The organism is Xaviernesmea oryzae (genome assembly GCF_900109605.1).
Taxonomy (GTDB): domain Bacteria; phylum Pseudomonadota; class Alphaproteobacteria; order Rhizobiales; family Rhizobiaceae; genus Xaviernesmea; species Xaviernesmea oryzae.
The window spans coordinates 74,558-96,775 of the sequence record NZ_FOAM01000005.1; the positions used below are offsets into that span (position 1 = coordinate 74,558).

Sequence of the window (22,218 nt, forward strand, 5' to 3'; positions counted from 1 at the left end):
CGAAAAGGGCCGGCCGCCCTTTCGGCTTAGCTAACGGCCGCTCTCAGCCGCCGTTCCAGCCAGAGCGTATAGCGCGAGGCGCTATAGCTGATGGCGAAATAGAGAATTGCGACAAAGACGAAGGACTCCGTGTAGAAGCCGAGCCAATTCGGATCGGTCGCGGCGGTTTTGGCCGTGTTGAGCAGGTCGGAGATGCCGATCACCGCGAGGAGCGAGGTGTTGAGGATCAGGCCGATCGACAGGTTGAGGATGGCTGGGATCACGGCGCGCAGCGCCTGTGGCAGGATGACGAGTTGCATGGTGCGCCAATAGCCCAGCCCGAGCGAATAGGCAGCTTCCGTCTGCCCCAGCGGCAGGGATTGCAGCCCGGCCCTTAGAATTTCCGCCAGATAGGCCGAGACGAACAGCGTGATGCCGATCTGCGCGCGCAGCAGCTTGTCGAGCAGCGCATCCGCAGGCAGGGCCATGGGCACGATCAGCATGGCGACATAGAGAACGGCAATCAGCGGCACGCCGCGCAGGCATTCGATGAAGGCAATTGCCAGAAGCCGCAGAATGGCCATCTGCGCGCGACGGGCCAGTGCCAACAGGACCGCCAACGGAAAGGCGGTGGCAAGCCCGATCAGCGAAACCAGCAGCGTTAGGGGCAGGCCACCCCACTGGTTGGTCGACACGGCTGGCGGAAGGATGCTGCCCGCCATGATGATCCAAGCCAAGGGCAGCGCGACCAGCCAGACGACGAGCAGCCTCGTGCTCCAGAAGCGCGGGCGCGACGAGAGAAGCAGAAGCGCCGCAATGCCGATCGTCACCAGCGCCGGTCGCCATTGTAGCTCCGGTGGATAGAAGCCGAACAGGATGAAGCGCAGCTTGGCGGCGATGAAGGCCCAACAGGCGCCTTCGACGCCGCTGCAGGCCTGGGCCGCGCCGGTCCAAACGGCATCAACCAGCGCCCAGCGCAACAGGGGCCAGAGCAGCCAGACGAGGACGGCTAGGCTGGACAAGGTGAGCGCCGCATTGCGCCAGCTGTCGAACAGGCCGGCCTGCGGGAGCCGGCGGGGCAGCGGCAGGGAAAAGCTTCGGACATCGCTCATGCGCGGCGTGCCTCCTTCGCCAGCAGTCGGCGGTTATACCGGTTCATCAGCAGGGAAACGCCCAGATTGAGCAAGAGATAGACACCCGCAATCAGGACGATTGCCTCCAGCGATTGGCCCGTCGTGTTGCCGATGGTATTGGCGACGCTGACCAGATCGGGGAAACCGATGGCCACCGCAAGGCTGGAATTCTTCGTCAGGTCGAGATAGCTCGACGTCATCAGCGGCGTGATGACGCGCAGCGCCTGGGGCAGGACGATCAGCCGCATGATCTGGCGTGGCTTCAGACCGAGCGCACGCGCCGCCTCCCATTGTCCCTTACCGACGGACTGAATGCCGCTGCGCACGATTTCGGCGATTGCCGCCGCAGAATTCAGCGTCAGGCCGGTCAGCAGGCCAGCAAATTCAGGCGTCAGCGACAGGCCGCCGCTCAGATTGAAGCCGCCCTTCACGGGCCATTCAGCCGCGAGAGAAAGGCCGGAGACCCAGGCGATGATGGCAATGATAGCAAGCGCGCCGCTGACGACCTGCCATCGCAAAACAGCGCGAACCTGGAAGAGCCGACGCGCGATCAGGGGGACGAGACCCACAGCAAGAAGAGCAGCGACGAGCCCCGTCAGAGAGGGCATCACCACCACAACCGGCCTTGGCAGGAAGACGCCACGATTGGTGAGGAAAATGCTGTCGAACAGCGATATGGCGCGGCGCGGCGCCGGCAGGGCATGAAACAGCGCGCTCCACAGAAAGAGCTGCAACAGAAGCGGCGTGTTGCGAAACAGCTCGACATAAGTCCGCACGGCCGTCGAGATCACCAGGTTGTCGGACAGCCTCATGATGCCCAGCAAGGTGCCGAGAATGGTCGCGAGCATGCAGCCGAAGAACGCCACCGTCACCGTGTTGAGCAAGCCGGCCAGCAGCGCGCGCCCATAGCTGTCCGATGCGGAATAAGCGATCAGGCTCTCGCCGATCTCGAAATTGGCGCGCTGGCTAAGAAAAGCGAAGCCGGGCTTGAGGCCCAGCCGATCCATCGTAGCCAGAACATTGCCGCCGAAATAGACGAGGCCGGCAAGGACAAGCGCGAGCACGGCCAGTTGCGTAAAGGGCGAGGGGCCGAGCCATTGGCGAAACGCAGCCAAACGGCCGGGCTTGGGAAAGCCCGGCCGAAATGCGCCGCGGGGGGGAACAGGCGCGTGCATGAACCGTCTCAGCGGAAAGGTGGCGAATAGATCAGGCCACCCTTGGTCCAGAGCTGGTTATAGCCGCGCTCCAAGTTCAAGGCCGTGCCCTTGCCGACATTGCGCTCGAAGATCTCGCCGTAATTGCCGACGGCCTTGATGATGTTATAGGCAAATTTCGGGTTGAGGCCGATGGCTTCGCCGAGCGAGGGATCGACACCGAGGAAGCGCTTGATCGCCGGATCGTCGCTCTTGAGGAAGCTGTCGACATTGTCCTTGGTGATGCCGAATTCCTCGGCCTGGATCGTTGCGTAAACGGTCCAGTTGACGATCTCCAGCCACTGGTCGTCACCGGCGCGGATGGCAGGCGCCAAGGGCTCCTTCGACAGGCGCTCGGGCAGGAGGATGTAGTCATCAGGTTTCTTTAGCTGTGTGCGCTTGGCCGCCAGATCCGTCCCGTCCTGCGTCAGTGCATCGACACGACCCGAATCGAGCGCTTTGAGGAATTCGCCCGTCTCCTCGATCGTCACGGGCGTGAATTTCTTGCCGGTCTTGCGGAAGAAGTCGGCAATGTTCAGCTCGCCGGTGGTGCCGCTCTGCACCCCAATGGTGGCGCCATCGAGATCCACCGCCTTGGTCACGTTGAGGTCCTTGCGCACCAACAGCCCCTGGCCGTCGTAGAAGACTGTCGGCCCGAAGTGGAAGCCCAGCTTGAAGGCACGGGTAATGGTGACCGTGACGCCCGTCAGCAGCACGTCGAATTCGCCCGCCTGGAGCGCCGGCAGGCGCTGCTGCGGTGAGGAATTGGTGAACTCGACCTTCTCGGGATCGTTGAAGACCGTGACTGCGAGTGCGCGGCCGAAATCGATGAAGAGCCCCTGCCAGCGGCCCTCGCTGTCTGGCGAGAAAAAGCCGGGAATCGTGCCGACGCCGGCCTTGATGACGCCGCGTTCCTTGATCTTATCGAGCGTTGGGCCTGCCTGAGCCGACACTGGCAGGAGAGCGATGGCACCGATTACGGCCGCCCCGACCGCGCTCGTCAAATGCCGCCTGATGACGGATAAAGCTTGCATAACATGCTCCTGAAAACGGACGTCCCCAATAAAGGCGGCGCGCATCCGGGAGGAGGGAGCGCGGCCCGAGCCACACCCTAATGAGATATTGTCCATTAAATAGATAGATTATTGCGAAGCGGCGCCGCTTTTTAAAACAGTTTGCTCATATGCCAGGCAGACCGCGGCTGGCAGCTGCATCGGACTGATCTCGGCACGCAGGCGAGCCGATCAACGCGCTGCTCTTGCAAATCCGGTCGCCATGGCATTACATTGAGCCTGTTCTCAGGGCGGGGTGCAATTCCCCACCGGCGGTATCGGGCCTGCGGCGTCTTTCTTCGAAGTCCATTCGAAAGGACACGGCAGCACAATTCTCTTCGCATTGAGATGCAGGAGGATGCCCGGAGCCCGCGAGCGCCTCCGGCCTTTGCCGGAGGGTCAGCAGATCCGGTGAGAGGCCGGAGCCGACGGTATAGTCCGGATGGAAGAGAGCAATGCGGAAGACATCCTGCACCGGCCGATGGCCGGCGGGACTCTATGCTTGTTCGCCCAAGGGAAAATCTCGCCCGCTCGATGTCGAGCGACGCCGGACCGCCGCGCCAGCGGCCAACCCTTGAAAGGCAAAGAATATGACAATCGCGAAAATCGAAGAGGCCATCGCCGCGCTCGGGCGTGGTGAGATGATCGTTGTCGTCGACGATCTGGACCGCGAAAACGAGGGCGACATCGTCGCCGCTTCCGACAGCGTCACGGCGCAGCAGATCGCCTTCATGATGAACCATGCACGCGGCCTGATCTGCGTGCCGATCGAGCAGGAGCGGCTGGACGCGCTGGACCTGCCGCTGATGGTGCCTGTTAACACCGAGTATCACAAGACCGCCTTCACCGTCTCCGTGGACTATCTGAAGGGCACGACGACGGGCATCTCTGCGTCCGATCGCGCGGCCACCATTCGCGCTCTGGTCGATCCGACGACGAAGCCCGCCGATTTCGCCCGCCCCGGCCATATCTTCCCGCTGCGCGCCCATCCGGAAGGCGTGCTGGGGCGTCAGGGACATACCGAGGCTGCCGTCGATCTCTGCCGTCTGGCCGGCCGCGCGCCATCCGGCGTCATCTGCGAAATCGCCAAGGACGACGGGTCCATGGCCCGTCTGCCGGATCTGGAAATCTTCGCCCGGCATCACGGCCTGCTTCTGGTGACCATCGAGGATCTGGTCGCCTACCGGCGCGCGCAGGAACCCTCCATCGTGACTGACGCGCTTCGCTCCGTCGCCTGACGCGAGCTGCCGGGCCCAGACATGCCGGCCTGAGCTACCGCATCGTTTGGCTCGTCAAACGCGCGATGCTGTCGGACAATGCCTGCCCTGCACGACATAAAACCGCGCAGGGCAGGAAAGAGACCGTCGCCCGCCGACCGAAGCCGGCGGTGCGGCTATCATACGAAATCCGGAGGATCACGTCCGAGTTTTGCGATTTCCGGCAATGATCATCATCACGCGAGGCGTCATCCTCGGGCTTGTCCCGAGGATCTGCCGTGGTCAATGATTGGTGGATATATCGCCCGATGTAGATGCTCGGGACAAGCCCGAGCATGACGACACGAAGACGTCGTGCGTCTTTCAAGAAGCGCTGGACATCGCGAAGCGATCAACCGGATTTCGTTCAGGCCTTGGGCTTCTCGTGATGGCCGCCGAAGGCGAAGCGCATGGCCGAGAGAAGCTTGTCGGCAAACAGGCTTTCGCCCTGCGAGGTGAAGCGCTGGAAGAGCGCCGAGGTCAGCACTGGGACCGGCACCCCGGTATCGATCGCGGCCTTGACCGTCCAGCGGCCTTCGCCCGAGTCCGACACACGGCCGCCATAGCTCGCCAGATCCGGATCGGCGGAAAGGGCCTGTGCCGTCAGATCCAGGAGCCAGGAGCTGATGACGCTGCCATGGCGCCACACTTCGGCAACGCCGGCCAGATCGATGTCGAACTGGTAATATTCCGGTGTCGGCAGCGGGCTGGTTTCGGCATCGGCCGAGCGCGTCGCATGGCCAGAATTGGCCGCTTTGAGGATGTTCATGCCCTCGGCATAGGCAGCCATCATCCCATATTCGATGCCGTTATGGACCATCTTCACCAGATGGCCGGCACCGCTCGGGCCGCAATGGAGATAGCCGCGCGCAGCAGTGGACAGGTCGGCCGGCTGGCCGGCGCCCGGTGCGAGCGAAGCGAAGATCGGGTCGAGATGGCGCACGGCCTCGTCCGGGCCGCCGATCATCAAGCAATAGCCGCGCTCGAGGCCCCAGACGCCGCCCGAGGTGCCGACATCGACATAGGCAAGGCCGCTGTCCTTCAGCCGCGCTGCGCGGTCCACATCCTCGTGATAATGTGAATTGCCGCCATCGATGATGATGTCGCCCGGCGCCATCAGCCTAGCGACGTGGTTGACGTTCTCATCCGTCAGTGCAGCCGGCAGCATCAGCCACACGGTCGCCGGTTTCTTCAGCTTGCCGACCAGATCCTCGATCGAGCTGGCGCCGATGGCGCCTTCCGCGACAAGCGCCGCCACGGCGCTGGCATTGATATCATAGACGACGCATTCATGACCGGCGCGCAGCAGGCGGCGGACCATGTTCGCGCCCATACGGCCGAGACCCATCATGGCTAATTGCATGAAATTCTTCCTTCTGACGACGTCGGTATCCCGACGGTTCACGCTCTATCTAGCGCAGACGCCGTCAAAGTGGGACAGGCTTTTTCTGACCCATGCCGATTAACGGAGCGTGACGGCCGCGACTTCATACGGCGCAAGGTTAAGCTTTCGCATGTCGGGCGCGAGAGCTTCCGGCGAAACGTCAAGCCGACCTGCCGTCAGATTGGCCAGGAGCACCTGCCAGCCATCAGCCGTTTCAACCGCAAAGGCACGCAACCGCGTCGGATCGCTGCTGATGCAGGCGCGCCAGGGCTTTCCGGCATGGTGGCAAAGCTGCGCCACGGTCTCGCCCAGCGGTCGCAGCGTTCCCTCGGCAGCCGGCTCGTCCCGTCCGGCAATTACACCGAAGGGGCCGGTGAGGGCGGACAGGGTGAGGCATTCGAGCCCGGCTTCGAGAACGCTCTGCAGATAGGCGAGCGCGAAGGCGGCGGCGAAACGGCCCGTGTGGCGCGGGTCACGATCAGCCATGGCCATGCGCTTCAGCCCGGGATTGGGCATGGTGCGGCTGCCATAGGGGTTCTGCCGCATGGGGATGGTGGAAGGGCCGATGCGATAGGGCTTGTCCCCATAGATCGCCCGCACCGAGCGGGTGATGAACGGCAGGGCCTCCAGCGTCTGCATCACGCTCAGATCATCGGCGGCGTGAACGATCGGGCAGGTGCAATGGCTGATAAAGGCCAGGTTTTCGGCGGGGACGCGCTTTCGGTTGAGCTCGGTGAAATAGGAGAGCATGCCACCGCCGATCCGGATGCCGGCAAAAGCCGCATGCGCCGCGGCATAGACTTCGTCCAGCGGCGGGCAGGCCGGCCAGGCGCTACCGGGCGGCGTCGATTGCCGGTCGACAGAGGGCGAAATCAGGATTGCATCCGGCCTGAAGCCGGCTTCGGCCATCTGCGCGGCAATCGCCCGTGTCTCGGCTTCCGGCGTCGATAAGCAGGGAAGCGCGATTTCCAGAAGGGTCCGCCCCTTGTGGAGGGCCGCAAGGGACGCGAAATCCCGCAGCGCCTCCACGCCATGGCCGGCGCCGGGATCGAAGGAGACAATCAGCTCCTGCGGCTTCAGCGCGGCCAGGTGCTCAGCCGCATCAAGGCTCGCGCGCACCTCCTCCGGCGCCATGACGAGACCGATGGCGGGCAGAATGCCCTCCGCCTCGCCCCAGGCGAGCGTGACAGGGTCGGCTGAATCGCCCGGAGCCGCGGCTTCGGTTGAGGCCGTCCGGCTGTCGGAAATACGAAGAGAAACGGACTGGCGCTGCGGGCTGCCGGCCGGAATACGATAGGGCCAGGGCAGGGCAAGTGGGCGGACATAGGTCTTGTAGGAGGCATCGGACCAATTGCGCTGGTCTTCCATCTCGAAGACATCGCCTTCCAACCGGCACTCCGCTGCTACGCCGGGCAGAGGACGATGGGTGATGGCGCGCATGTTCTTGAAGGGCTGCCAGGGCTCGATCACATCGGGAAAATGCGTGCCCACGACCTGTCCGTCGACATGCTCGACCGTGACAGGCGCACCGGCCAGGCCGAGGATCGGATGCAGAACGCAAAAGCCGCAGCGATTGGTCTCGAATCCCTCGGGCGACACAGCCTCCGCGCGATAGACCAGACCGTCCCCCCGTCCTTCGATGTGAACGGCGATGCGGAGCGTCTCGCTGCCCGCGCCCTTGCACTGCGCGGTATAGCGCACATCGAAGGCATCTGCGCGCTGGTCGATCGACAGATCGGTAATCGTGGGACTGTATGTCCCCCAATCCCGGTCGCGCACCAGATAGGCGAGGGCGCGCAGCACCTCCACACCGTCATAGCGGATGGTGCGCAGATTGCCGTCGAGCAGATCGGCCGAAAGCCGGCCCGCCGTCAGCCGCACCGGCGGCTGCTCGACCTCCCGCGTGCCGAAAAGCAGGAAGGGATCGTCGGTCATGAAAGGAGAGCCTCGATATCCACGCATTCACGTGTTTCGGCGCTGCGATAGCTCGCCTCCACCAGCGCAAGCGTCTTCAGATTGTCGGCACCAGAGGTTTCGGGGGCCTTGCCTTGTGTCAGGCAATCGCGCCAATGCTCCTGGATGGCGGCGACACTTTCCTGAATGTTGTGCCAGGGGCGCGATGCCCAGGGCAGAAGCGTCGGCGAGACATCCGATGTCGTGGTGCCCTCTTTGGTGGTCACGTCCAGCCGGTAGTCGGCGTGAAGCCGCAGGCTCCCTGCGGAACCATCAAGCTCCACCAGGGTCTGGGGAAACAGCTCCTGGGAGAGGCGGCTGGCATAGCTGACATCGACAATCGACGTGGCGCCGCTGGTGTGGTCGAGCAGGATGGTGGCAGCGTCTTCGCCCTTGATCGCCGGATTGACGCGGCGCGTGCGTGCCGTCAGGCTTTCGACATCGCCGAGAATGAAGCGGGCGATATCGAGCGTGTGAATGCCGAGATCCTCGATGATAAAACGCTGGCCCTCCGCTAGATAGGGCTGGCCGGAAAAGACATCGAAGGCCGAGCGGAAGGAAAAACGGCCCCAGAAGGGCGTGCCGATCGCGCCCGTCTCCAGCGCGGCCTTTACGGCTCGGATCGGCGTCTGCCAGCGGAAGTTCTCATGCACCATCAAAGGCAGGCCGGCCTTGTTCATGACGGCGACCATTGCCTTGGCGTCATCGAGCGTCCGGGCGAAGGGCTTCTGGCAAATGGCGGGAACGCCATTGGCGGCGGCCATCTCGACCAGCGCGCGATGGCTGGCGACGGTGGTGGCGATATCGACGAAATCGAAACCGCCATCGGCAAACAGCGCCGCTGCATCGTCATAACGCCTGGAAATGTTGAAGCGCTCGCCCATGTCGTGAAGGCGCGCGGGATCGCGATCGCAGATCGCGACAATCTCGACATCGTCGAGATCGGCCCATCCATGCATCTGGTTCACGGCAAAGAAGCCGCAGCCGATCAGCGCGCCTTTGATGGTCGTCATAGTCACGTTCCTCCCCGCCTTCCGCGCGCGGCAGATGGCGACCTCGCATGCTCTTTATCCTATCTCATCGCGAAGGCGGCAGGCCTGCCCGCCGCCTTCGCGCGCTTACAAGATTGCCTGAAGGCTCGCCCTCACGTAATGCGGCGGATGCTCTCGGCAATTTCCTGTGGCTCGAACACCTTCTTCCAATCGTCGCGCATCAGCGCGGGAATGCCGAATTCGATGGCCTTGTTGCACGCGTCCGAGAAGACGCCATCGACTTCCTTGAAGATCACAGCGCCCAGCACGTTCATATGACCCAGCAGGAAATCGCGTGCGGCTTCGGCCGGGACGCCGCGGGCCACGCATTCATCCATCGCCTGGCGCATGACGACCAGCAGCGAAGCGCAGACGGTTTCCGACAGGCCGGGCTCCAGCATCGCCATCTGCTCGACGGTGACGCGGTGCGAGCGCATGACTGGTGCCCAAATGGTCTTTGCGATCTCCTCGCCGAGCGCATAGGCCTCTTCCGGCCCCTGCATCAGCGCGGAGACGATATGCTGCTTGGCAAAGAGGCCGCCGAAATGGTCCTTCTTGGCCTGCATGTCCGTCTCGTCGTTGAAGATCGGCGGATGGCAGGGATGGGTAACGAAATAGGTGAGGTCGGCCCTTACAGGCAGATGGCCGGCGAAGGGGGCAGCGGCATCCAGCGCGATGACCATGGTGCCGGGCTTAAATTGGTCGACGATGCCGGCGGCGACCTTGCCGATGGCCGTATCCGGCACGGCCAGGATGACCACATCGGCGCCGTCGAGGGCTGCTGCCTGGTCCATGCATTCAAGGCCGAGATCGGCCTTCAGGCGGGCTTTGCCGGCCTCGCCAATTTCGATATGGCGCACGTCGAAGCGCGAGCCTTTCAGGTTCTTGGCGAGACGGTAACCCATCTTTCCGCCGGCGCCGAACAAGGCGATGCTGGTCATGTGATCCTCCTGGTAAAGTGACAGGCGCGCCCCTGTGGCCGCGCCGATGGTGGTCAGGCAGCGCGGCCTGCGCGAATCTGCGAGAAATAATCGTCCATGCCGACCTGGCCGCCCTTCAGGGCAATCTCCAGCCCGTTGGTGGCGGCATCAGATCCATGGCCGGTGCACAGCGGCGATCCCGGCGTCTGCGGCAAGGGAAGCCGCGTGGTCAGCGCCTCGATGCCGAGCTCCTTCAGCGCGTGACTGGACGTATCGCCACCGGCGATCACCGCACGGGTCAGCCCTTCGGCCTCCACCAAGCGGCGCAGGATGGTGCCGAGGCGGATGCCCAGCCTATGGCGAGCCTGTGGCACACGGTCGATTTCGCTGCCGCGATCGGCCTCGGGGCCAAGCGCCGTGTAAACGAGAACGCTGCGGCCGGCCTTCAAGCCTGCGGTTGCCTCGGACACGGCGGCCTCGATAGCCGCCGCACCATCCTCGGCCACGAGCGCGAGCGGATCGACGGCAATTCCCTCGAAGCCATCGGCAAGGGCGGCGCGGATCTGCCGCTCCGTGGTGGGCGAAACGCTGCCCGAGACGGCAGCCATCCGCTCCACCGCGCTGGGCGGGCTGAAGGATGCGGGCCCCGTTGCCAGACCAGACCTGCGCCAGGCATGGAGCAAGGCATATTCGACGCCTGAGGACCCGGCGATAAAGGCGCCGTTGGCAGCGCACTCATGCCAGAGCGCTTCGCCCGCCGCCTGCTGGCTGGCTGCGTCATCGACATCGAGAAGTGTGATCGCCTGACCTTCGGCCCGTGCGTCAGAGAGGCCGGCGTCGGCGTCGCGCGCCAGCGCGACGAGATCGATCAGGCCGATCGGCAGGCTTGTCTGCCGGCCGAGATGAAGCGTGAGGTCGGCCTCGTCCATCGGCGTGACCGGGTGCCGGCTCATCACCGGATGGCGGTCGATGCGATAGATGCGGCCCTGATAGGCGGCGAAGAGATGGCCAAAGGCGGTGTAGCGCCTGAGCTGCGGCGCGCCGACGACGACAGGCACCATCTCCTGTGCGAACACGCGGCGGCCGATCTCGATGGCGCGGCCGATATTGCCGATGCCGGGGGCGGAATCGAAGGTGGAGCAGACCTTGTAATGGGTCAGGGCCGCGCCCTGCGCCTTCAGCCAGCGGAAGACCGGCGGCAGCTCCGCCTCCATCCATGCCGGCGTCTGGCTGCGGCTGGTGCCGGCAATACCGATGGCCCGGCAATCGGCAAAGCGGGCGCGCATATCGGCGGAAGGTATGCCGAGGAAGCAGACGGTCGGCACGCCGTTCGAGGCCAAAGCCTCCATCACATCGGTCGAGCCTGTGAAGTCATCGCCGTAATAGCTGAGCAGCAGGTCGCTCATGGCGCTCACTCTCCTTGTCCGCCGCCGAATTTGGCAATCGAGGCGGCAAGCTCCGGATGGTCCTGCGCATAGGTTTCAAGCGGGATATCGGCTACGGCCGCCTCCCAGGCCTGACGCACGGCTCGCACGCCGGCAGCCGGCCCCTGAGGGTGGCTGACGATGCCGCCGCCACAGAGATAGAGCAGATCGGTGGTGCGGCCGGTGCGCCGGTAGGTCTCCGGTGCCTGGCCGCCCCATTGGCCGGACCCTGCCACGGGCAAAGGCTTGTCGGCATCGGAGAAAAGGGGCTTGGAGAGCGCTTCGAATGAGCGCACGAAGCTGTCGTCCGGCTCCCAATATTTCACACCGATGCCGTTGATCTGAAACTGATCGACGCCGAGCAGGCGCCAGAACTGCTGGTAGACCTTGAAATCGAAGCCGATGCCTGGATGGCGCGTCAGCACGTCCCAGCCATTGCGATGCGCATGCAGAACCAGGCCGGAGCGCTTGCGCAGAAAGCTCATGCCGCCAAAGCCGATGGAGTTGATGTTGACGACAGCGCAGTTTCCCCCGGCTTCCAGCACGAGGTCGTGGTTGCGCATCATCTCATCGGGATCGGCGTGCGAGATGCCAAAGGCGATCATGACCTTCTTGCCGGTCTTCTGCTCGTGCTCCTTCACCTTGGGCATGATCGCGGCCACACGTTCCTTCAGCGGCGAATAGGCCGGGCTCATCAGCTTTTCATCGTCCTTGATGAAATCGACGCCCGAGGCGATCAGTTCGCCCACCAGCTCCGCCGTCTCATGTGGGCGCAGGCCAAGCGCCGGTTTGACGATGGTGCCGATGATTGGGCGATCTTCGACACCCGTCAGCCGCCGGCTGCCGCTGATGCCGAATTGCGGGCCGGGATGGGCATGCGCAAAGGCTTCGGGCAGGGCCATATCGACCACGCGCAGGCCCGTCAGCCCCTTGATCGAAAAAGCGCCGGCAATGGCGATGGTCATCAATGCGGCCAGATCGGTTCCGACCGCGTCGAGCGGAAAGGCGATATCGGCTTCACCGCAATGGACAGGCGCACCATCCGCCGCTTCCGGCCAGCTCGGCCGATTCGCGTCGGGCAGCTGGCGCACGGCCAGCACGCGGGCGGCAACGCGCGCCTTCAGCGCCTCGGTTTCCCCGGGAACGGGGACGAAGGTGCCGGTCGATTGGTCGCTGGCGATCTTCTGCGCCATGGCCTCGACGCTGCCTGTGGTCTCGATCCGGTAGGTGAGGGTAATCATGCTCACGAAAACAAGCCTCCCGGCCTGCGATCCTCCGGCAGGCTGTTGCGGTCAACTGGTATAATGAGTATGCCATGAGTGCAAGCGCTATTCGCCCTCTTTCGTGAAAAGCAGTTGGAGAGGACGATGTGCTGATGGATCCGGCTGTGCCATGCTAGGAGGGTTGCCATGAGCGAGAAACAGAGCATGACACCTGATCCTATTCCCCGCCGCAAGCTGGCGGACGCTGTATTCGACCGGCTGGAGCAGATGATCACATCGGGCGAAATGCGGCCAGGCGACGAGATGCCGTCCGAGCGAGTGCTGATGGAGCGCTTCGGCGTCGGCCGGCCGGCCATTCGCGAGGCGATGCAGGCTTTGGCCGGCAAAGGGCTGGTGGCGATTTCGCATGGCGAGCGGGCGCGGGTGCTGCAGGTCACGGCACAATCGATCTTTCGGCAGGTCGATCTGACGGCCAAGATCATGCTGTCGCAGTCCGATGACGGGCTGGAAAATCTGAAAAGCGCGCGCATCTTCTTCGAGCGCGGCATGGCGCGCGAGGCTGCAGCCAAGACAACGGCGCAGGACCTCGATGACCTCGCCGCGATCATCGCGCATCAGCGGGCGATGATCGGCCGGCCGGAGGACTTCATCGCAGCCGATATGGCGTTCCATGCCCGCATTGCCCGAATCTCCGGCAATCCGATCTTCTCCGCCGTGAGCGAAGCCATGCTGGCCTGGCTGCGCGCCTATCACATGCACCTGCTGATCTGGGCCGGCAATGAGTCAGTGACACTGGATGAGCATGAAGGCATTCTCGCCTGTCTCGCCGCCCGCGATGCCGACAGAGCGGAGGCGGCAATGCGCGACCATTTGGAGCGCGCACGCGCGCTCTACAGCAAGGAAAAGAGCTGACGCGGACAGGTCCCGTGGGGCCTCCATCCAGCCGCTCCCTAAGGCCCGGAGATTTTCTGCCGTGCTGGAGGTGAAACGATCCGCCGGACGCACCACGTGTGGACTGTCGCGGCGCAGGCTCGCGATGCGCCGCAGGACTGCTCACCCGAAGGACACCCCATGACCAAGCAGATGCATCTCACCGCCTTCATGCGTCCCGTCAGCCTGCACACGGGCGCCTGGCGCTACCCCGGCGCCTATGCGGACGCGAATTTCAACTTCGGCCATTTGAAATCCTTCATCCGCACGCTGGAGGCCGCCAAGTTCGACGCCTTCTTCATGGCCGATCATCTGGCTGTTCTGAACATGCCGGTGGAAGCGCTGAAACGCAGTCACACCGTTACGTCCTTCGAGCCTTTCACGCTGCTTTCGGCACTGGCAGCGGTCACCGAGCGGATCGGTCTTGCCGCCACCGCATCCACGACGTTCGAAGAGCCATATCATGTGGCGCGCCGTTTCGCTTCGCTCGATCATATCAGCAATGGCCGTGCTGCCTGGAATATCGTCACCACCGCCAATCCGGATGCCGCGCTGAACTTCGGCCTGGACGATCATGTCGAACATGGCGAGCGCTACCGGCGCGCACGCGAATTCGTCGACGTGGTCACAGGTCTATGGGACAGTTTCGCCGATGATGCCTTCATTCGGGACCAGGAGAGCGGCATCTTCTTCGACCCCGCGCGCATGCATGTGCTCGATCATGAGGGCCCGTCCTACAAGGTGCGCGGCCCGCTCAATATCGCCCGTCCCGTCCAGGGGCACCCTGTCATCGTCCAGGCCGGCCAGTCCGAGCCTGGCCGCCAGCTCGCCGCGGAAACGGCAGAGCTGGTCTTTTGCTCGCCGCGCGACCTCGAAAGCGCGAAGGCTCTTTATGCCGATATCAAGACGCGCATGGCCGCCTTTGGTCGCGCCCGGAGCGCGCTGAAGATCCTCCCGGCCGCCTTCATCGTGCTCGGGGAAATGGTCGAGGACGCCAAGCGCAAGCGCGCCACCCTCGACAGCCTCGTCCATTACGACAGCGCCATCGCCTCCCTGTCGATCGCACTTGGCCACGATGCTTCGACCTTCGATCCAGACGCGCCGTTGCCGGAGATTCCCGATACCAATGCCAGCAAAACTGGGCGCGAACAGGTGCTCAAACTGGCGCAGGAGGAGGGTCTGACCGTGCGCCAGCTGGCTCAGCGCTATGGTGGCTATTCCGGCCTGGCCTTCGTCGGCACGGCGGAAAGCGTCGCCGACGAGATGCAGCTCTGGCTGGAGCAGGAGGCCAGCGATGGCTTCACCGTCGTCTTCCCCTTCCTGCCGCAAGGGCTTGAGGACGTGACGCGCGACCTCGTGCCGGAGCTGCAGCGCCGGGGCCTCTTCCGCCGCGATTATGAGGGCACGACGCTGCGCGACCATCTCGGCCTCGCGCGCCCAGCCAACGCCTTCTTCAGCGCGTGACGGGACATCGCCATCGTATACCGGTCGGCCTTGGTCTCGAGACAAGGTCAGGCAGCGCCGTGCCCGAAGTTACGCGGCGCCATAATTGCCTCGCAGTGCTCCTGACATCCAAAGCCAGTCAAGCACTGCCATCCTGGGGCAGGGACATGTGACCGACGCTGTAGAGTTGCGCGTCCGGCGCAGTCTGTTCTGGGAGGGTTGGCCACAGTTGGAAATGCACCATGCTCCAACTGGTCGGGTCGAAGCCGCTCACGGCCGCCAGCGCGCCCTGCGCATTGCCGGTAGGCGCTTCGGCGATGGCGGCCTCGCGCATGACCTGGAGATCGGCATGGGCTGAGATTGGCTGAATCGTACGGCAGGCATAGCGCGCATCCGCCAGCCTCTCGCCGAGCTCGGCATGCCAAACGACCCAGGTCCGCACGACCGGCCAGCCGAAATCTCGCGTGAGCTGCGCAAAGCCGGGCCCTGAGAGAAACCGGTCGATGCCGGCATCGGCCTGCCAGAGATAGAAGGGCGCATAGAGGTTTTCCGCGCTTGGCAAAGCGCCCTCCTTGCGCGCTGAAAGATAGGCCTTGAAGCGCAGATCCGGGAAGCCGTCCAGCATCGGCCCTTTTTCGCGGATCCGCCGGTCGATGATCGTCATGTCGTAATCGGCCGGCAGGGTGAAACCATATTGCATGGCGATCATGATGCTTGCCCCCTGTTCGTCACCGGCTCCATCCAGCAGACGGCCGTCCCATTCTTCACAGCCTGCACACTGAGATAGCTGAAGGCGCTTCGCGCGTCCGCGCCATGCCAGTGCCGCTCCTCCGGCGCGAACCAGACGCTGTCACCCGGCCTGAGCTCCACAGGCGCGCCTCCCTCCCGCTGGGCCCATCCGACGCCGTCCAACACGAAGAGAAGCTGGCCGGCCGGATGGCTGTGCCAATGGGTGACGACACCGGGGGGCATGACGGCGCGCATGGCCGTGACGTCGCCGTCTTGATGGCTGGAGAGCAGCATTTGCACATGAAAGGGGCCGTTTGACACAGCCGGCGGCGCCTCGGTCATACTCATGCCGGCGCGTTGAACCGTCATCGCCTGCGGATGCGCCGCATCGGCGTCGAAAAATGCCGTCATGACCGCGCCTCCCTGGGGGCCGTGCTGGCCTGTTCGCCCGAAGCGAAAGACCAGTCCTCAAACTGCGAATTAACGATGATGACCATCACATCCTCGCGCCTCAGGCCCGGCGCCTGCGCCAGATTGTCGGCAAGGCGGCGAAAGAACCGTGCCTTGGTCTCCGACGCACGGGCGCGTCCCGTCATGATTTGAAAGAGCACATAGTCGTCAGAACGGGGACCGCCGCGATAGTGTCGGTCGAAGATCAGCTCGCCGGGCTGACGCAGGTCGAAGGCAACGAAGCGGTCGTTTTCCGGCACCTCGAAACAATCGACCAGAGCACGATCGAGGCTATCGGCAATGGCCGCGAGATAGGCGGGTGGCTTACCGGCGTGAAGGGATATGCGGGTGAAAGGCATGAGGAACGCTCCTGCGAATGGCGGTTGACAAAGGCAGGTTAAGCCAGCACCATCATCCGATAAATCAGATTATTCAGGATCAACCATCCTGAAATTCAGGACGATAAGATGCGGTCGATCAATCTCGACATGGACGCGCTGCGCAGCTTCGTCACCGGCATGGACGCCGGCTCTTTCGCCCAGGCTGCGGACCGGCTCGGCCGGTCCACTTCTGCAGTCAGTGCGCAATTGAAGAAGTTGGAGGATCAGGCGGGCACGGTCCTTCTGCGTCGCGCTGGGCGGGGGTTGGTGCTGACCGAGGCAGGCGAGGCGCTGCTGTCTTATGCGCGCCGTCTGCTCAGCCTGAATGACGAGGCGGTGAGCGCACTGCGCAGCGCGCAGCTGGAGGGCTGGGTGCGGCTCGGCTTGCAGGAGGATTTTGGGGAGACCATTCTGCCGCAGGTGCTGGGCCGCTTTGCCCGCGCCCATCCCAAGGTGCGCATCGAGGGGCGGATCGCCCGCAACAGCGAGTTAAAGGCCAAGATCGCCACCGGACAGCTCGATCTGGCCCTGGCCTGGGACGACGGCCTTGAAAAGGCTGAGCGGATTGCCGCCTTGCGGCTCTGCTGGCTTGCCGGAGCAGGGGAGGCGGCTCCGCTGCGCGAGGCAGGCGAGCCAGTGCCGCTTGTGGCGCTGGAGGCCCCTTGCCTGCTGCGCCAGATCGCTTGCGACCATCTGGACAAGCAAGGTCTTGCCTGGCGCATTGCCTTCGTCAGCCCAAGCCTCGGAGGGCTATGGGCAGCTACGGCTGCGGGGCTCGGTATCGCGCTGCGGACAGCCGTTGGACGGCCTGCCACGGTGACGGTGCTGGATCCCGCGCCTCACGGCTTGCCGGCTCTGCCATCGCTGGGTCTGGTTCTTCATCGCGCCGAGGGCTCTGCCAACCCGCTGACTGACCATCTCGCCGCGATCATCCGCCAGGCGGTCCAGGAGGCGCTGCAACCGGGCTGAAGTCCGCCCCCAAGCCGCGCTGGACATGCAAGAGTCTTGGCGGGGAAGGGCAGGCTCCCTCATACGCTGCGGCGCGCCGGCTGAAGGACGCTTGCCATGCGTTGCGATCCGTCCGACAGATGGAATTCACGTCTTGCGTGAGTCGCGCCTGCGCGCGCCTCTTTCTCCCGGACCGGCCTCATGTCCTCCTCCGACCTGCCCTTGACCCGCGCCGCTCAAGCGGACATCGCCGCACTCGGCGTGACGCAAGTCATCGGTTACGGCACGCTTTATTACAGTTTCGGCACGCTGGCGCCTGACATCGCCCGCGATCTCGGCTGGCCGAAGGAATGGGTGTTCGGCGCCCTGTCGGTGGCCCTGATGGTCGGGGGGCTCGTGGCGCCGATGGTGGGGCGCTGGCTTGATCGTGTGGGCGCCGGGCGGCTGATGGCAGCCGGCTCGGTGGCGGCCGCGCTGTCGCTCATCGCATGCGCGCTTGCGCCATCCTATTATGTCTTCGTTCCAGCGCTGCTGGCCATCGAGATCGCCTCCACCTTCGTGCAATACAGCGCTGCCTTCCCACTTCTGGTTCAAAATCATCCGGCGATCGCGCAGCGTTGCATCGTCTATCTGACCCTGATCGCGGGCTTCTCCTCCACCTTGTTCTGGCCGCTGACCACTTGGCTGCAGAGCCAGTTCGACTGGCGGGAGATCTATCTGCTTTTTGCCGGCATGAACCTTCTGATCTGCTTGCCGCTTCACGTCTGGCTTGCCGGGCGCGGAAGGCCGGTGCCGGCGCTGCGGCCTCAACCCAGCGAGATATCAGACGCGCTCACGCATGGCAGCCTGCCACAGCGCGACCGGATGAAGGGTTTTCTTCTGATGGTCACGGCTTTTGCCTGCCAGAGCTTCGTCAATTCCGCCGTCCTCGTGCTTATGCTGCCGATGCTGTCCAGCCTGCAGCTTGGCGCGGCCGGCGTCACCGTCAGTGCGCTGTTCGGCCCGTCGCAGGTGGCGGTGCGCCTGATCAACATGCTCTTCGGCCGCCAGCTGTCGCAGCTGGCATTGGCGATCCTCGCGGCCACACTCCTGCCAGCCTCGCTCCTGATCCTGGCGGCAACAGCGCCCGCCTTTGCCGGCGCCATAGTCTTTGCGGTGCTGTTCGGCATGGGCAATGGGGTTCAGACGATTGTGCTCGGCACGCTGCCGCTGCGTCTTTTCGGCACGCAGGGCTATGGTGCGCGTCAGGGCAGGGTGATGGCCGTGCGCCTGACCATCGGCTCCGCCGCGCCCTTCGCCTTCTCTCTGATGACGGACCATGCCGGCCCGCGCGAAGCGCTGATGGCCGCGGCCCTGATCGGCTGCGGCGCCGTCGCCAGCTTTGCCGCCATCGGCTGGCTCGTCCGGCATCCAACGCCTCAACCAGCGCCCGCGCAGCCCTGATCGGACTCGTGCGGCCGATGGCCGATACCGCGGGGTAGCACGCACGGCTGACGATTTATTCCAGCTGGCTGACAGCCTTCTTCGGTCTGGCGGCCAAAATTGTAGAGAGCGTCACAGGCTGCAAGGCCTGCGCATCGACGCCGACATCGTACTGACGCGGCGCGGGCTTCAGGCGCCCATGGGAATGGCCGTGCAGGTTGATCGACTTGCGGCCCATCTGATTCCAGGTGCGGAAAGCATAGTGGCACAGGATCAGAAGATGGCCGTCGAGCCGCAGCTCGGCATAATGCTGGACGCTGCTCCAGCCGGATGCCGTCGTTGTCGCCTCTGGATCGTTGTTGCCGATGATCAGATGCTTGCGACCATTGAGCCGCCCGAGAAGCGCATCACAATCTCCCGCGCGAGCCGCCATGACATCGCCAAGATGCCACACCTCGTCGTCAGGCATCACCACAGCGTTCCAACGCTCGATCAGCGCTGCATCATGCGCAGCCATATCGGCAAAGGGCCGCCGGTCGATGCGCAGCACGCGCGGGTCGCCGAAATGCGTGTCACTGGTGAAATAGATCATGGGAGCCACATGGCGTTCGGCTGCCGAAGATCCATCCCTATGGCGAGCGCTTGTGCATCTTGTCGAACTAGCCAGTCACAGGCAAGTGGATTGGTTCCATAACGTGTCTTACCCCACTGACGTGTGTAGCCGAGAACGGACTGCCTCCGTTAAGCCAAGAAAGATAGCTTTGGCTCGTCTACATCGTGCAGCCGAACGATGCTCTGCGGTAGAACTGACCGGCTTCCCTGCCCCTCGTCATGCCAGTCAGGTCACAGCGAGGCTGTGATGCCGCCATCGACGAACAGCACATGGCCGTTGACGAAGGAGGATGCCGAAGAGGCCAGGAAGATGCAGGCGCCGATCAGCTCGTCGACCTGGCCCCAACGTCCGGCCGGCGTGCGTTTTTCAAGCCAGCTTGAGAAGGCCGCATCGGCGACCAGCGCGGCATTCAGCGGCGTCTCGAAATAGCCCGGTGCAATGGCGTTGCATTGCAGGCCATATCGCGCCCAGTCGGTCGCCATGCCCTTGGTGAGATTGGCGACCGCGCCCTTCGTTGCGGTATAGGGCGCGATTCCCGGCCGGGCGAGCGCCGTCTGCACGCTGGCGATGTTGATGATCTTGCCGGCGCCGCGCGCAATCATGTGGCGTGCGACGGCCTGGCCGACATTGAAGACGGTCGACACGTTGGTCCGCATCAGCCTTTCAAAGGCATCGGCGGGAAAATCTTCCAGCGGCGTGCGATGCTGCATGCCGGCATTGTTGACGAGAATGTCGATGGCGCCGACCTCGGCCTCGAAGCCGTCAATGGCTGCGCGCACGGCGCTGTGATCTGTCGCGTCGAAGGCAAGGCTGTGGCGGGCGCCGATGGTCTCGGCGGCAGTGGCGAGCTTCGTCGCGTCGCGTCCGTTCAGGACGACCTCGGCGCCGGCGGCCAGAAGCCCTCGGGCCAGCGCAAGGCCAATGCCCTGCGAGGAGCCGGTGACAAGGGCTCGCTTGCCCGAGAGGTCGAAGAGGGAAATGCTCATGATCTGATGTCTCCGTTCGCCGCCTCGTCTTACAGGCGCGGTTGATCGGCCGGAAGGCGTCAGAGGAAGGTTCGATGAAGCTGATGCGGATCCCTCCCCGTGTCGGCGTTCACGGACTGTGTCTCTTCCGCGGCAATTCCGAAAGCCCGGAAAGACTGGATATACGATGATCCAGCCGTCAACGGTCTCTGCGATCCTCGGCAGCGATCAGAGGCCAGCTGCGGCCTCGGCGAAAGATGACGCCGTAGGGAGAGAGACCTTCGTGAGCCTGCGAAAGAGATAAGGCAAAAGCCCCAAGGGCCACCTACCCCGCGCGGGATTTTCCATGGCTTCTAAGCTCTTCGGTAGACGTCGGCGGCGTGTTTCAGCGGGACATGGCAACTATCCGTGGACCGGCAGGTTCGGTCTGCCGCCTTGGGAAATGCTCAGGCAAGGATTTCAAGATCGAGCGGTTCAGCGACCCCATGGCTTGAATGCATGTCAGCTCGCTCGTGGATTGCGGCGGGTTTTCAAACATTCGCGTTCTGCCCCTTCACTAAGGTCGCCCTTTCCACCATCTCGCACATCACCGCGATTTTACCATTGTATTTTCAAAATTACATCTGTATCGATTGATGCAGGGTTTTACGACGGGGAGAGAGCCGGCGCCAAGCCCTCGTTCGATCAAGCAGGTGGGAGGAAGCTTCACCTGCGCCAAGGGAGGTCATCATGAAGAGATTTGCCACGCTGCTGGCATGCGCCGCAGCCTTTGCCTTGCCCGTGGCGGCAGTTGCTGAAGACGCGCAAGGCACCGTCAAGAAGGACAGCTATCGTTTTCTGGTGGTGCCGAAAGTCGTCCATCCGTGGTTCGACAAGGTGAACGATGGCGCGCAGGCCGCCGCCGCCGCCATCAAGGCGCAGACCGGCTCGAATGTCGAAGTGATCTATTCGGCGCCCCAGTCCGCCGATGTGGTTCAGCAGAACCAGATCATCGATAGCGCGCTCGCCACGCGGCCCGACGGGCTGGCGCTCGATCTGCTCGACCCCTCGGGCAATCGTGCCTCGCTGGAAGAAGCGCAGAACCAGAAAATTCCGCTGGTGATCTTCGACTCCATCCCGCCGGAAGGCATGGCCATCCCTTACATCGGCTCGGATTTCTGCGAGCAGGCAAAGATTGCAGCGCGGCGTCTTGTCGAGGTTCTCGGCGGCAATGGTGAAGTCGCGATCATGCAAGGCGTGCCGACGGCACCCAACCACTCGATCCGCGCCAAGTGCCACCGCGAGGTTTTTGCCGAGCATCCGGGCATCAAGGTTGTTGCCGAAGGCATCGACAACGACAGCATCGAGACGGCGCAGCAGCAGGCCGCCGCCATCATGCAGGCGAACCCAAACCTCAAGGGTTGGGTCGCCTCCGATGCCGCGGGTCCAATTGGCATCGGTCAGGCCATTGTCGAAGCTGGCAAGCAGGGCAAGGTCACGCTTGTCGGTCTCGACAATCTGCCGGAGATGCTCGACATGATCCGCGAAGGCGTGGCGGATAGCTCGTCGGCCTCGCAGCCGGAACTTCAGGGCTATTGGTCTGTGATGCTCTTGTGGGCCCAGGCCACCGGCGCCAAGGTTCCAGGCTATCTGGACACCGGCAATGCCTTCCTCACCAAGGAGAATGTGGGCGGCTGATCCGGCAGGGCCGGAAAGCCCTTGAGGCGCGGCATAGCCGCGCCTCGTCCATGTCAACACGGCGCTAGAGCATTTCCAGCCGAAGCGTGATCGCTTCGGCGTCGGACAATGCG

General features: G+C 63.8%; 20 protein-coding genes and 1 riboswitch. Of the genes, 6 read left to right on the top strand and 14 right to left on the bottom strand.

The features are described from left to right. Positions 1-26 precede the first annotated feature (26 nt). Genes BMX61_RS07480 through BMX61_RS07490 form a run of 3 tightly spaced genes read right to left on the bottom strand, consistent with a single transcriptional unit; the run spans position 27 to position 3,339 of the window. Positions 27-1,091 (bottom strand): amino acid ABC transporter permease, encoded by a 1,065-nt coding sequence (locus BMX61_RS07480; protein WP_075626004.1) that lies wholly within the window; start codon positions 1,089-1,091, stop codon positions 27-29. Continuing rightward, positions 1,088-2,287, bottom strand: coding sequence for an amino acid ABC transporter permease (locus BMX61_RS07485; RefSeq protein ID WP_083639254.1), 1,200 nt, complete (start codon positions 2,285-2,287; stop codon positions 1,088-1,090). The genes BMX61_RS07480 and BMX61_RS07485 overlap by 4 nt, the downstream gene beginning before the upstream one ends. A gap of 8 nt (positions 2,288-2,295) precedes the next feature. After that, the gene (locus BMX61_RS07490; protein ID WP_075626002.1) at positions 2,296-3,339 is read right to left on the bottom strand and encodes an amino acid ABC transporter substrate-binding protein; all 1,044 of its coding nucleotides are present in this window, start codon (positions 3,337-3,339) and stop codon (positions 2,296-2,298) included. 256 nt (positions 3,340-3,595) lie between these two features. Continuing rightward, a riboswitch (FMN riboswitch) is annotated at positions 3,596-3,815 on the top strand. Between the two features lie 132 nt (positions 3,816-3,947). On the opposite strand from BMX61_RS07490, the gene ribB reads away from it, so the two are divergent. Beyond that, positions 3,948-4,595 carry a 3,4-dihydroxy-2-butanone-4-phosphate synthase gene (gene ribB / locus BMX61_RS07495; RefSeq protein WP_075626001.1) on the top strand — a complete coding sequence of 216 codons (648 nt, stop codon included), beginning with the start codon at positions 3,948-3,950 and terminating at the stop codon, positions 4,593-4,595. A 385-nt stretch (positions 4,596-4,980) separates the two neighbouring features. On the opposite strand, the gene gnd is transcribed toward ribB, so the two are convergent. The 6 genes from gnd to oiaX all read right to left on the bottom strand — a co-directional run bounded on the left by gnd (position 4,981) and on the right by oiaX (position 12,566). After that, on the bottom strand, positions 4,981-5,976 hold the full coding sequence (gene gnd / locus BMX61_RS07505) for a phosphogluconate dehydrogenase (NAD(+)-dependent, decarboxylating) (RefSeq protein ID WP_075625999.1): 996 nt from the start codon (positions 5,974-5,976) through the stop codon (positions 4,981-4,983). A 99-nt stretch (positions 5,977-6,075) separates the two neighbouring features. Next, on the bottom strand, positions 6,076-7,932 hold the full coding sequence (gene apnL, locus BMX61_RS07510) for a D-apionate lactonase (protein WP_075625998.1): 1,857 nt from the start codon (positions 7,930-7,932) through the stop codon (positions 6,076-6,078). Further along, positions 7,929-8,963, bottom strand: coding sequence for a Gfo/Idh/MocA family protein (locus BMX61_RS07515; protein ID WP_075625997.1), 1,035 nt, complete (start codon positions 8,961-8,963; stop codon positions 7,929-7,931). The genes apnL and BMX61_RS07515 overlap by 4 nt, the downstream gene beginning before the upstream one ends. 131 nt (positions 8,964-9,094) lie before the next feature. Continuing rightward, on the bottom strand, positions 9,095-9,922 hold the full coding sequence (locus BMX61_RS07520) for a phosphogluconate dehydrogenase C-terminal domain-containing protein (protein WP_075625996.1): 828 nt from the start codon (positions 9,920-9,922) through the stop codon (positions 9,095-9,097). A 53-nt stretch (positions 9,923-9,975) separates the two neighbouring features. Then, entirely contained in the window at positions 9,976-11,307 is a 1,332-nt protein-coding gene (locus tag BMX61_RS07525) for a four-carbon acid sugar kinase family protein (protein ID WP_075625995.1), read from the bottom strand. 5 nt (positions 11,308-11,312) lie between these two features. Beyond that, positions 11,313-12,566: a 3-oxo-isoapionate-4-phosphate decarboxylase OiaX gene (oiaX, locus tag BMX61_RS07530; RefSeq protein ID WP_075625994.1), complete on the bottom strand. Its 1,254-nt coding sequence runs from the start codon at positions 12,564-12,566 to the stop codon at positions 11,313-11,315. 168 nt (positions 12,567-12,734) lie between these two features. Between oiaX and BMX61_RS07535 the strand changes: the two genes are divergently transcribed. After that, a complete protein-coding gene (locus tag BMX61_RS07535; protein WP_083639253.1) occupies positions 12,735-13,460 on the top strand; it encodes a transcriptional regulator NanR in 726 nt (241 codons plus the stop codon). 159 nt (positions 13,461-13,619) lie between these two features. Next, entirely contained in the window at positions 13,620-14,942 is a 1,323-nt protein-coding gene (locus BMX61_RS07540) for an LLM class flavin-dependent oxidoreductase (RefSeq protein WP_075625993.1), read from the top strand. A 118-nt stretch (positions 14,943-15,060) separates the two neighbouring features. Here BMX61_RS07540 and BMX61_RS07545 read toward each other — a convergent pair whose 3' ends face one another. From BMX61_RS07545 to BMX61_RS07555, 3 genes are read right to left on the bottom strand one after another with little or no spacing between them, the layout of a single operon-like run. After that, complete coding sequence (locus tag BMX61_RS07545; RefSeq protein WP_075625992.1) at positions 15,061-15,630, bottom strand: DUF4865 family protein; 570 nt, start codon at positions 15,628-15,630, stop codon at positions 15,061-15,063. Further along, entirely contained in the window at positions 15,627-16,061 is a 435-nt protein-coding gene (locus tag BMX61_RS07550) for a cupin domain-containing protein (protein WP_075625991.1), read from the bottom strand. Before BMX61_RS07550 ends, BMX61_RS07545 begins: the two co-directional genes overlap by 4 nt. Further along, complete coding sequence (locus BMX61_RS07555; protein ID WP_075625990.1) at positions 16,058-16,459, bottom strand: tautomerase family protein; 402 nt, start codon at positions 16,457-16,459, stop codon at positions 16,058-16,060. Before BMX61_RS07555 ends, BMX61_RS07550 begins: the two co-directional genes overlap by 4 nt. Before the next feature lie 108 nt (positions 16,460-16,567). On the opposite strand from BMX61_RS07555, the gene BMX61_RS07560 reads away from it, so the two are divergent. Both BMX61_RS07560 and arsK read left to right on the top strand, forming a co-directional pair. After that, positions 16,568-17,449: a LysR substrate-binding domain-containing protein gene (locus BMX61_RS07560; protein ID WP_075625989.1), complete on the top strand. Its 882-nt coding sequence runs from the start codon at positions 16,568-16,570 to the stop codon at positions 17,447-17,449. Between the two features lie 180 nt (positions 17,450-17,629). Further along, complete coding sequence (arsK, locus tag BMX61_RS07565) at positions 17,630-18,871, top strand: arsenite efflux MFS transporter ArsK (protein ID WP_075625988.1); 1,242 nt, start codon at positions 17,630-17,632, stop codon at positions 18,869-18,871. 55 nt (positions 18,872-18,926) lie between these two features. On the opposite strand, the gene BMX61_RS07570 is transcribed toward arsK, so the two are convergent. Together BMX61_RS07570 and BMX61_RS07575 are read right to left on the bottom strand one after the other, a co-directional pair. Next, positions 18,927-19,442 (bottom strand): metallophosphoesterase family protein, encoded by a 516-nt coding sequence (locus BMX61_RS07570; RefSeq protein ID WP_075625987.1) that lies wholly within the window; start codon positions 19,440-19,442, stop codon positions 18,927-18,929. Positions 19,443-19,693: 251 nt separating this feature from the next. Continuing rightward, a complete protein-coding gene (locus tag BMX61_RS07575) occupies positions 19,694-20,449 on the bottom strand; it encodes an SDR family oxidoreductase (RefSeq protein WP_075625986.1) in 756 nt (251 codons plus the stop codon). 708 nt (positions 20,450-21,157) lie between these two features. On the opposite strand from BMX61_RS07575, the gene BMX61_RS07580 reads away from it, so the two are divergent. Further along, complete coding sequence (locus tag BMX61_RS07580; protein ID WP_075625985.1) at positions 21,158-22,105, top strand: substrate-binding domain-containing protein; 948 nt, start codon at positions 21,158-21,160, stop codon at positions 22,103-22,105. The last annotated feature ends 113 nt before the right edge of the window (positions 22,106-22,218 follow it).

Bases quoted from the DNA above. Each gene is read 5' to 3' on its own strand.
- arsK (WP_075625988.1), top strand. From the start codon at position 17,630: ATGTCCTCCTCCGACCTGCCCTTGACCCGCGCCGCTCAAGCGGACATC.
- oiaX (WP_075625994.1), bottom strand. From the start codon at position 12,566: ATGATTACCCTCACCTACCGGATCGAGACCACAGGCAGCGTCGAGGCC.
- apnL (WP_075625998.1), bottom strand. From the start codon at position 7,932: ATGACCGACGATCCCTTCCTGCTTTTCGGCACGCGGGAGGTCGAGCAG.
- BMX61_RS07490 (WP_075626002.1), bottom strand. From the start codon at position 3,339: ATGCAAGCTTTATCCGTCATCAGGCGGCATTTGACGAGCGCGGTCGGG.
- BMX61_RS07480 (WP_075626004.1), bottom strand. From the start codon at position 1,091: ATGAGCGATGTCCGAAGCTTTTCCCTGCCGCTGCCCCGCCGGCTCCCG.
- BMX61_RS07545 (WP_075625992.1), bottom strand. From the start codon at position 15,630: ATGATCGCCATGCAATATGGTTTCACCCTGCCGGCCGATTACGACATG.
- BMX61_RS07520 (WP_075625996.1), bottom strand. From the start codon at position 9,922: ATGACCAGCATCGCCTTGTTCGGCGCCGGCGGAAAGATGGGTTACCGT.
- ribB (WP_075626001.1), top strand. From the start codon at position 3,948: ATGACAATCGCGAAAATCGAAGAGGCCATCGCCGCGCTCGGGCGTGGT.
- gnd (WP_075625999.1), bottom strand. From the start codon at position 5,976: ATGCAATTAGCCATGATGGGTCTCGGCCGTATGGGCGCGAACATGGTC.
- BMX61_RS07550 (WP_075625991.1), bottom strand. From the start codon at position 16,061: ATGACGGCATTTTTCGACGCCGATGCGGCGCATCCGCAGGCGATGACG.
- BMX61_RS07575 (WP_075625986.1), bottom strand. From the start codon at position 20,449: ATGAGCATTTCCCTCTTCGACCTCTCGGGCAAGCGAGCCCTTGTCACC.
- BMX61_RS07515 (WP_075625997.1), bottom strand. From the start codon at position 8,963: ATGACGACCATCAAAGGCGCGCTGATCGGCTGCGGCTTCTTTGCCGTG.
- BMX61_RS07535 (WP_083639253.1), top strand. From the start codon at position 12,735: ATGAGCGAGAAACAGAGCATGACACCTGATCCTATTCCCCGCCGCAAG.
- BMX61_RS07555 (WP_075625990.1), bottom strand. From the start codon at position 16,459: ATGCCTTTCACCCGCATATCCCTTCACGCCGGTAAGCCACCCGCCTAT.
- BMX61_RS07525 (WP_075625995.1), bottom strand. From the start codon at position 11,307: ATGAGCGACCTGCTGCTCAGCTATTACGGCGATGACTTCACAGGCTCG.
- BMX61_RS07570 (WP_075625987.1), bottom strand. From the start codon at position 19,442: ATGATCTATTTCACCAGTGACACGCATTTCGGCGACCCGCGCGTGCTG.
- BMX61_RS07485 (WP_083639254.1), bottom strand. From the start codon at position 2,287: ATGCACGCGCCTGTTCCCCCCCGCGGCGCATTTCGGCCGGGCTTTCCC.
- BMX61_RS07580 (WP_075625985.1), top strand. From the start codon at position 21,158: ATGAAGAGATTTGCCACGCTGCTGGCATGCGCCGCAGCCTTTGCCTTG.
- BMX61_RS07540 (WP_075625993.1), top strand. From the start codon at position 13,620: ATGACCAAGCAGATGCATCTCACCGCCTTCATGCGTCCCGTCAGCCTG.
- BMX61_RS07560 (WP_075625989.1), top strand. From the start codon at position 16,568: ATGCGGTCGATCAATCTCGACATGGACGCGCTGCGCAGCTTCGTCACC.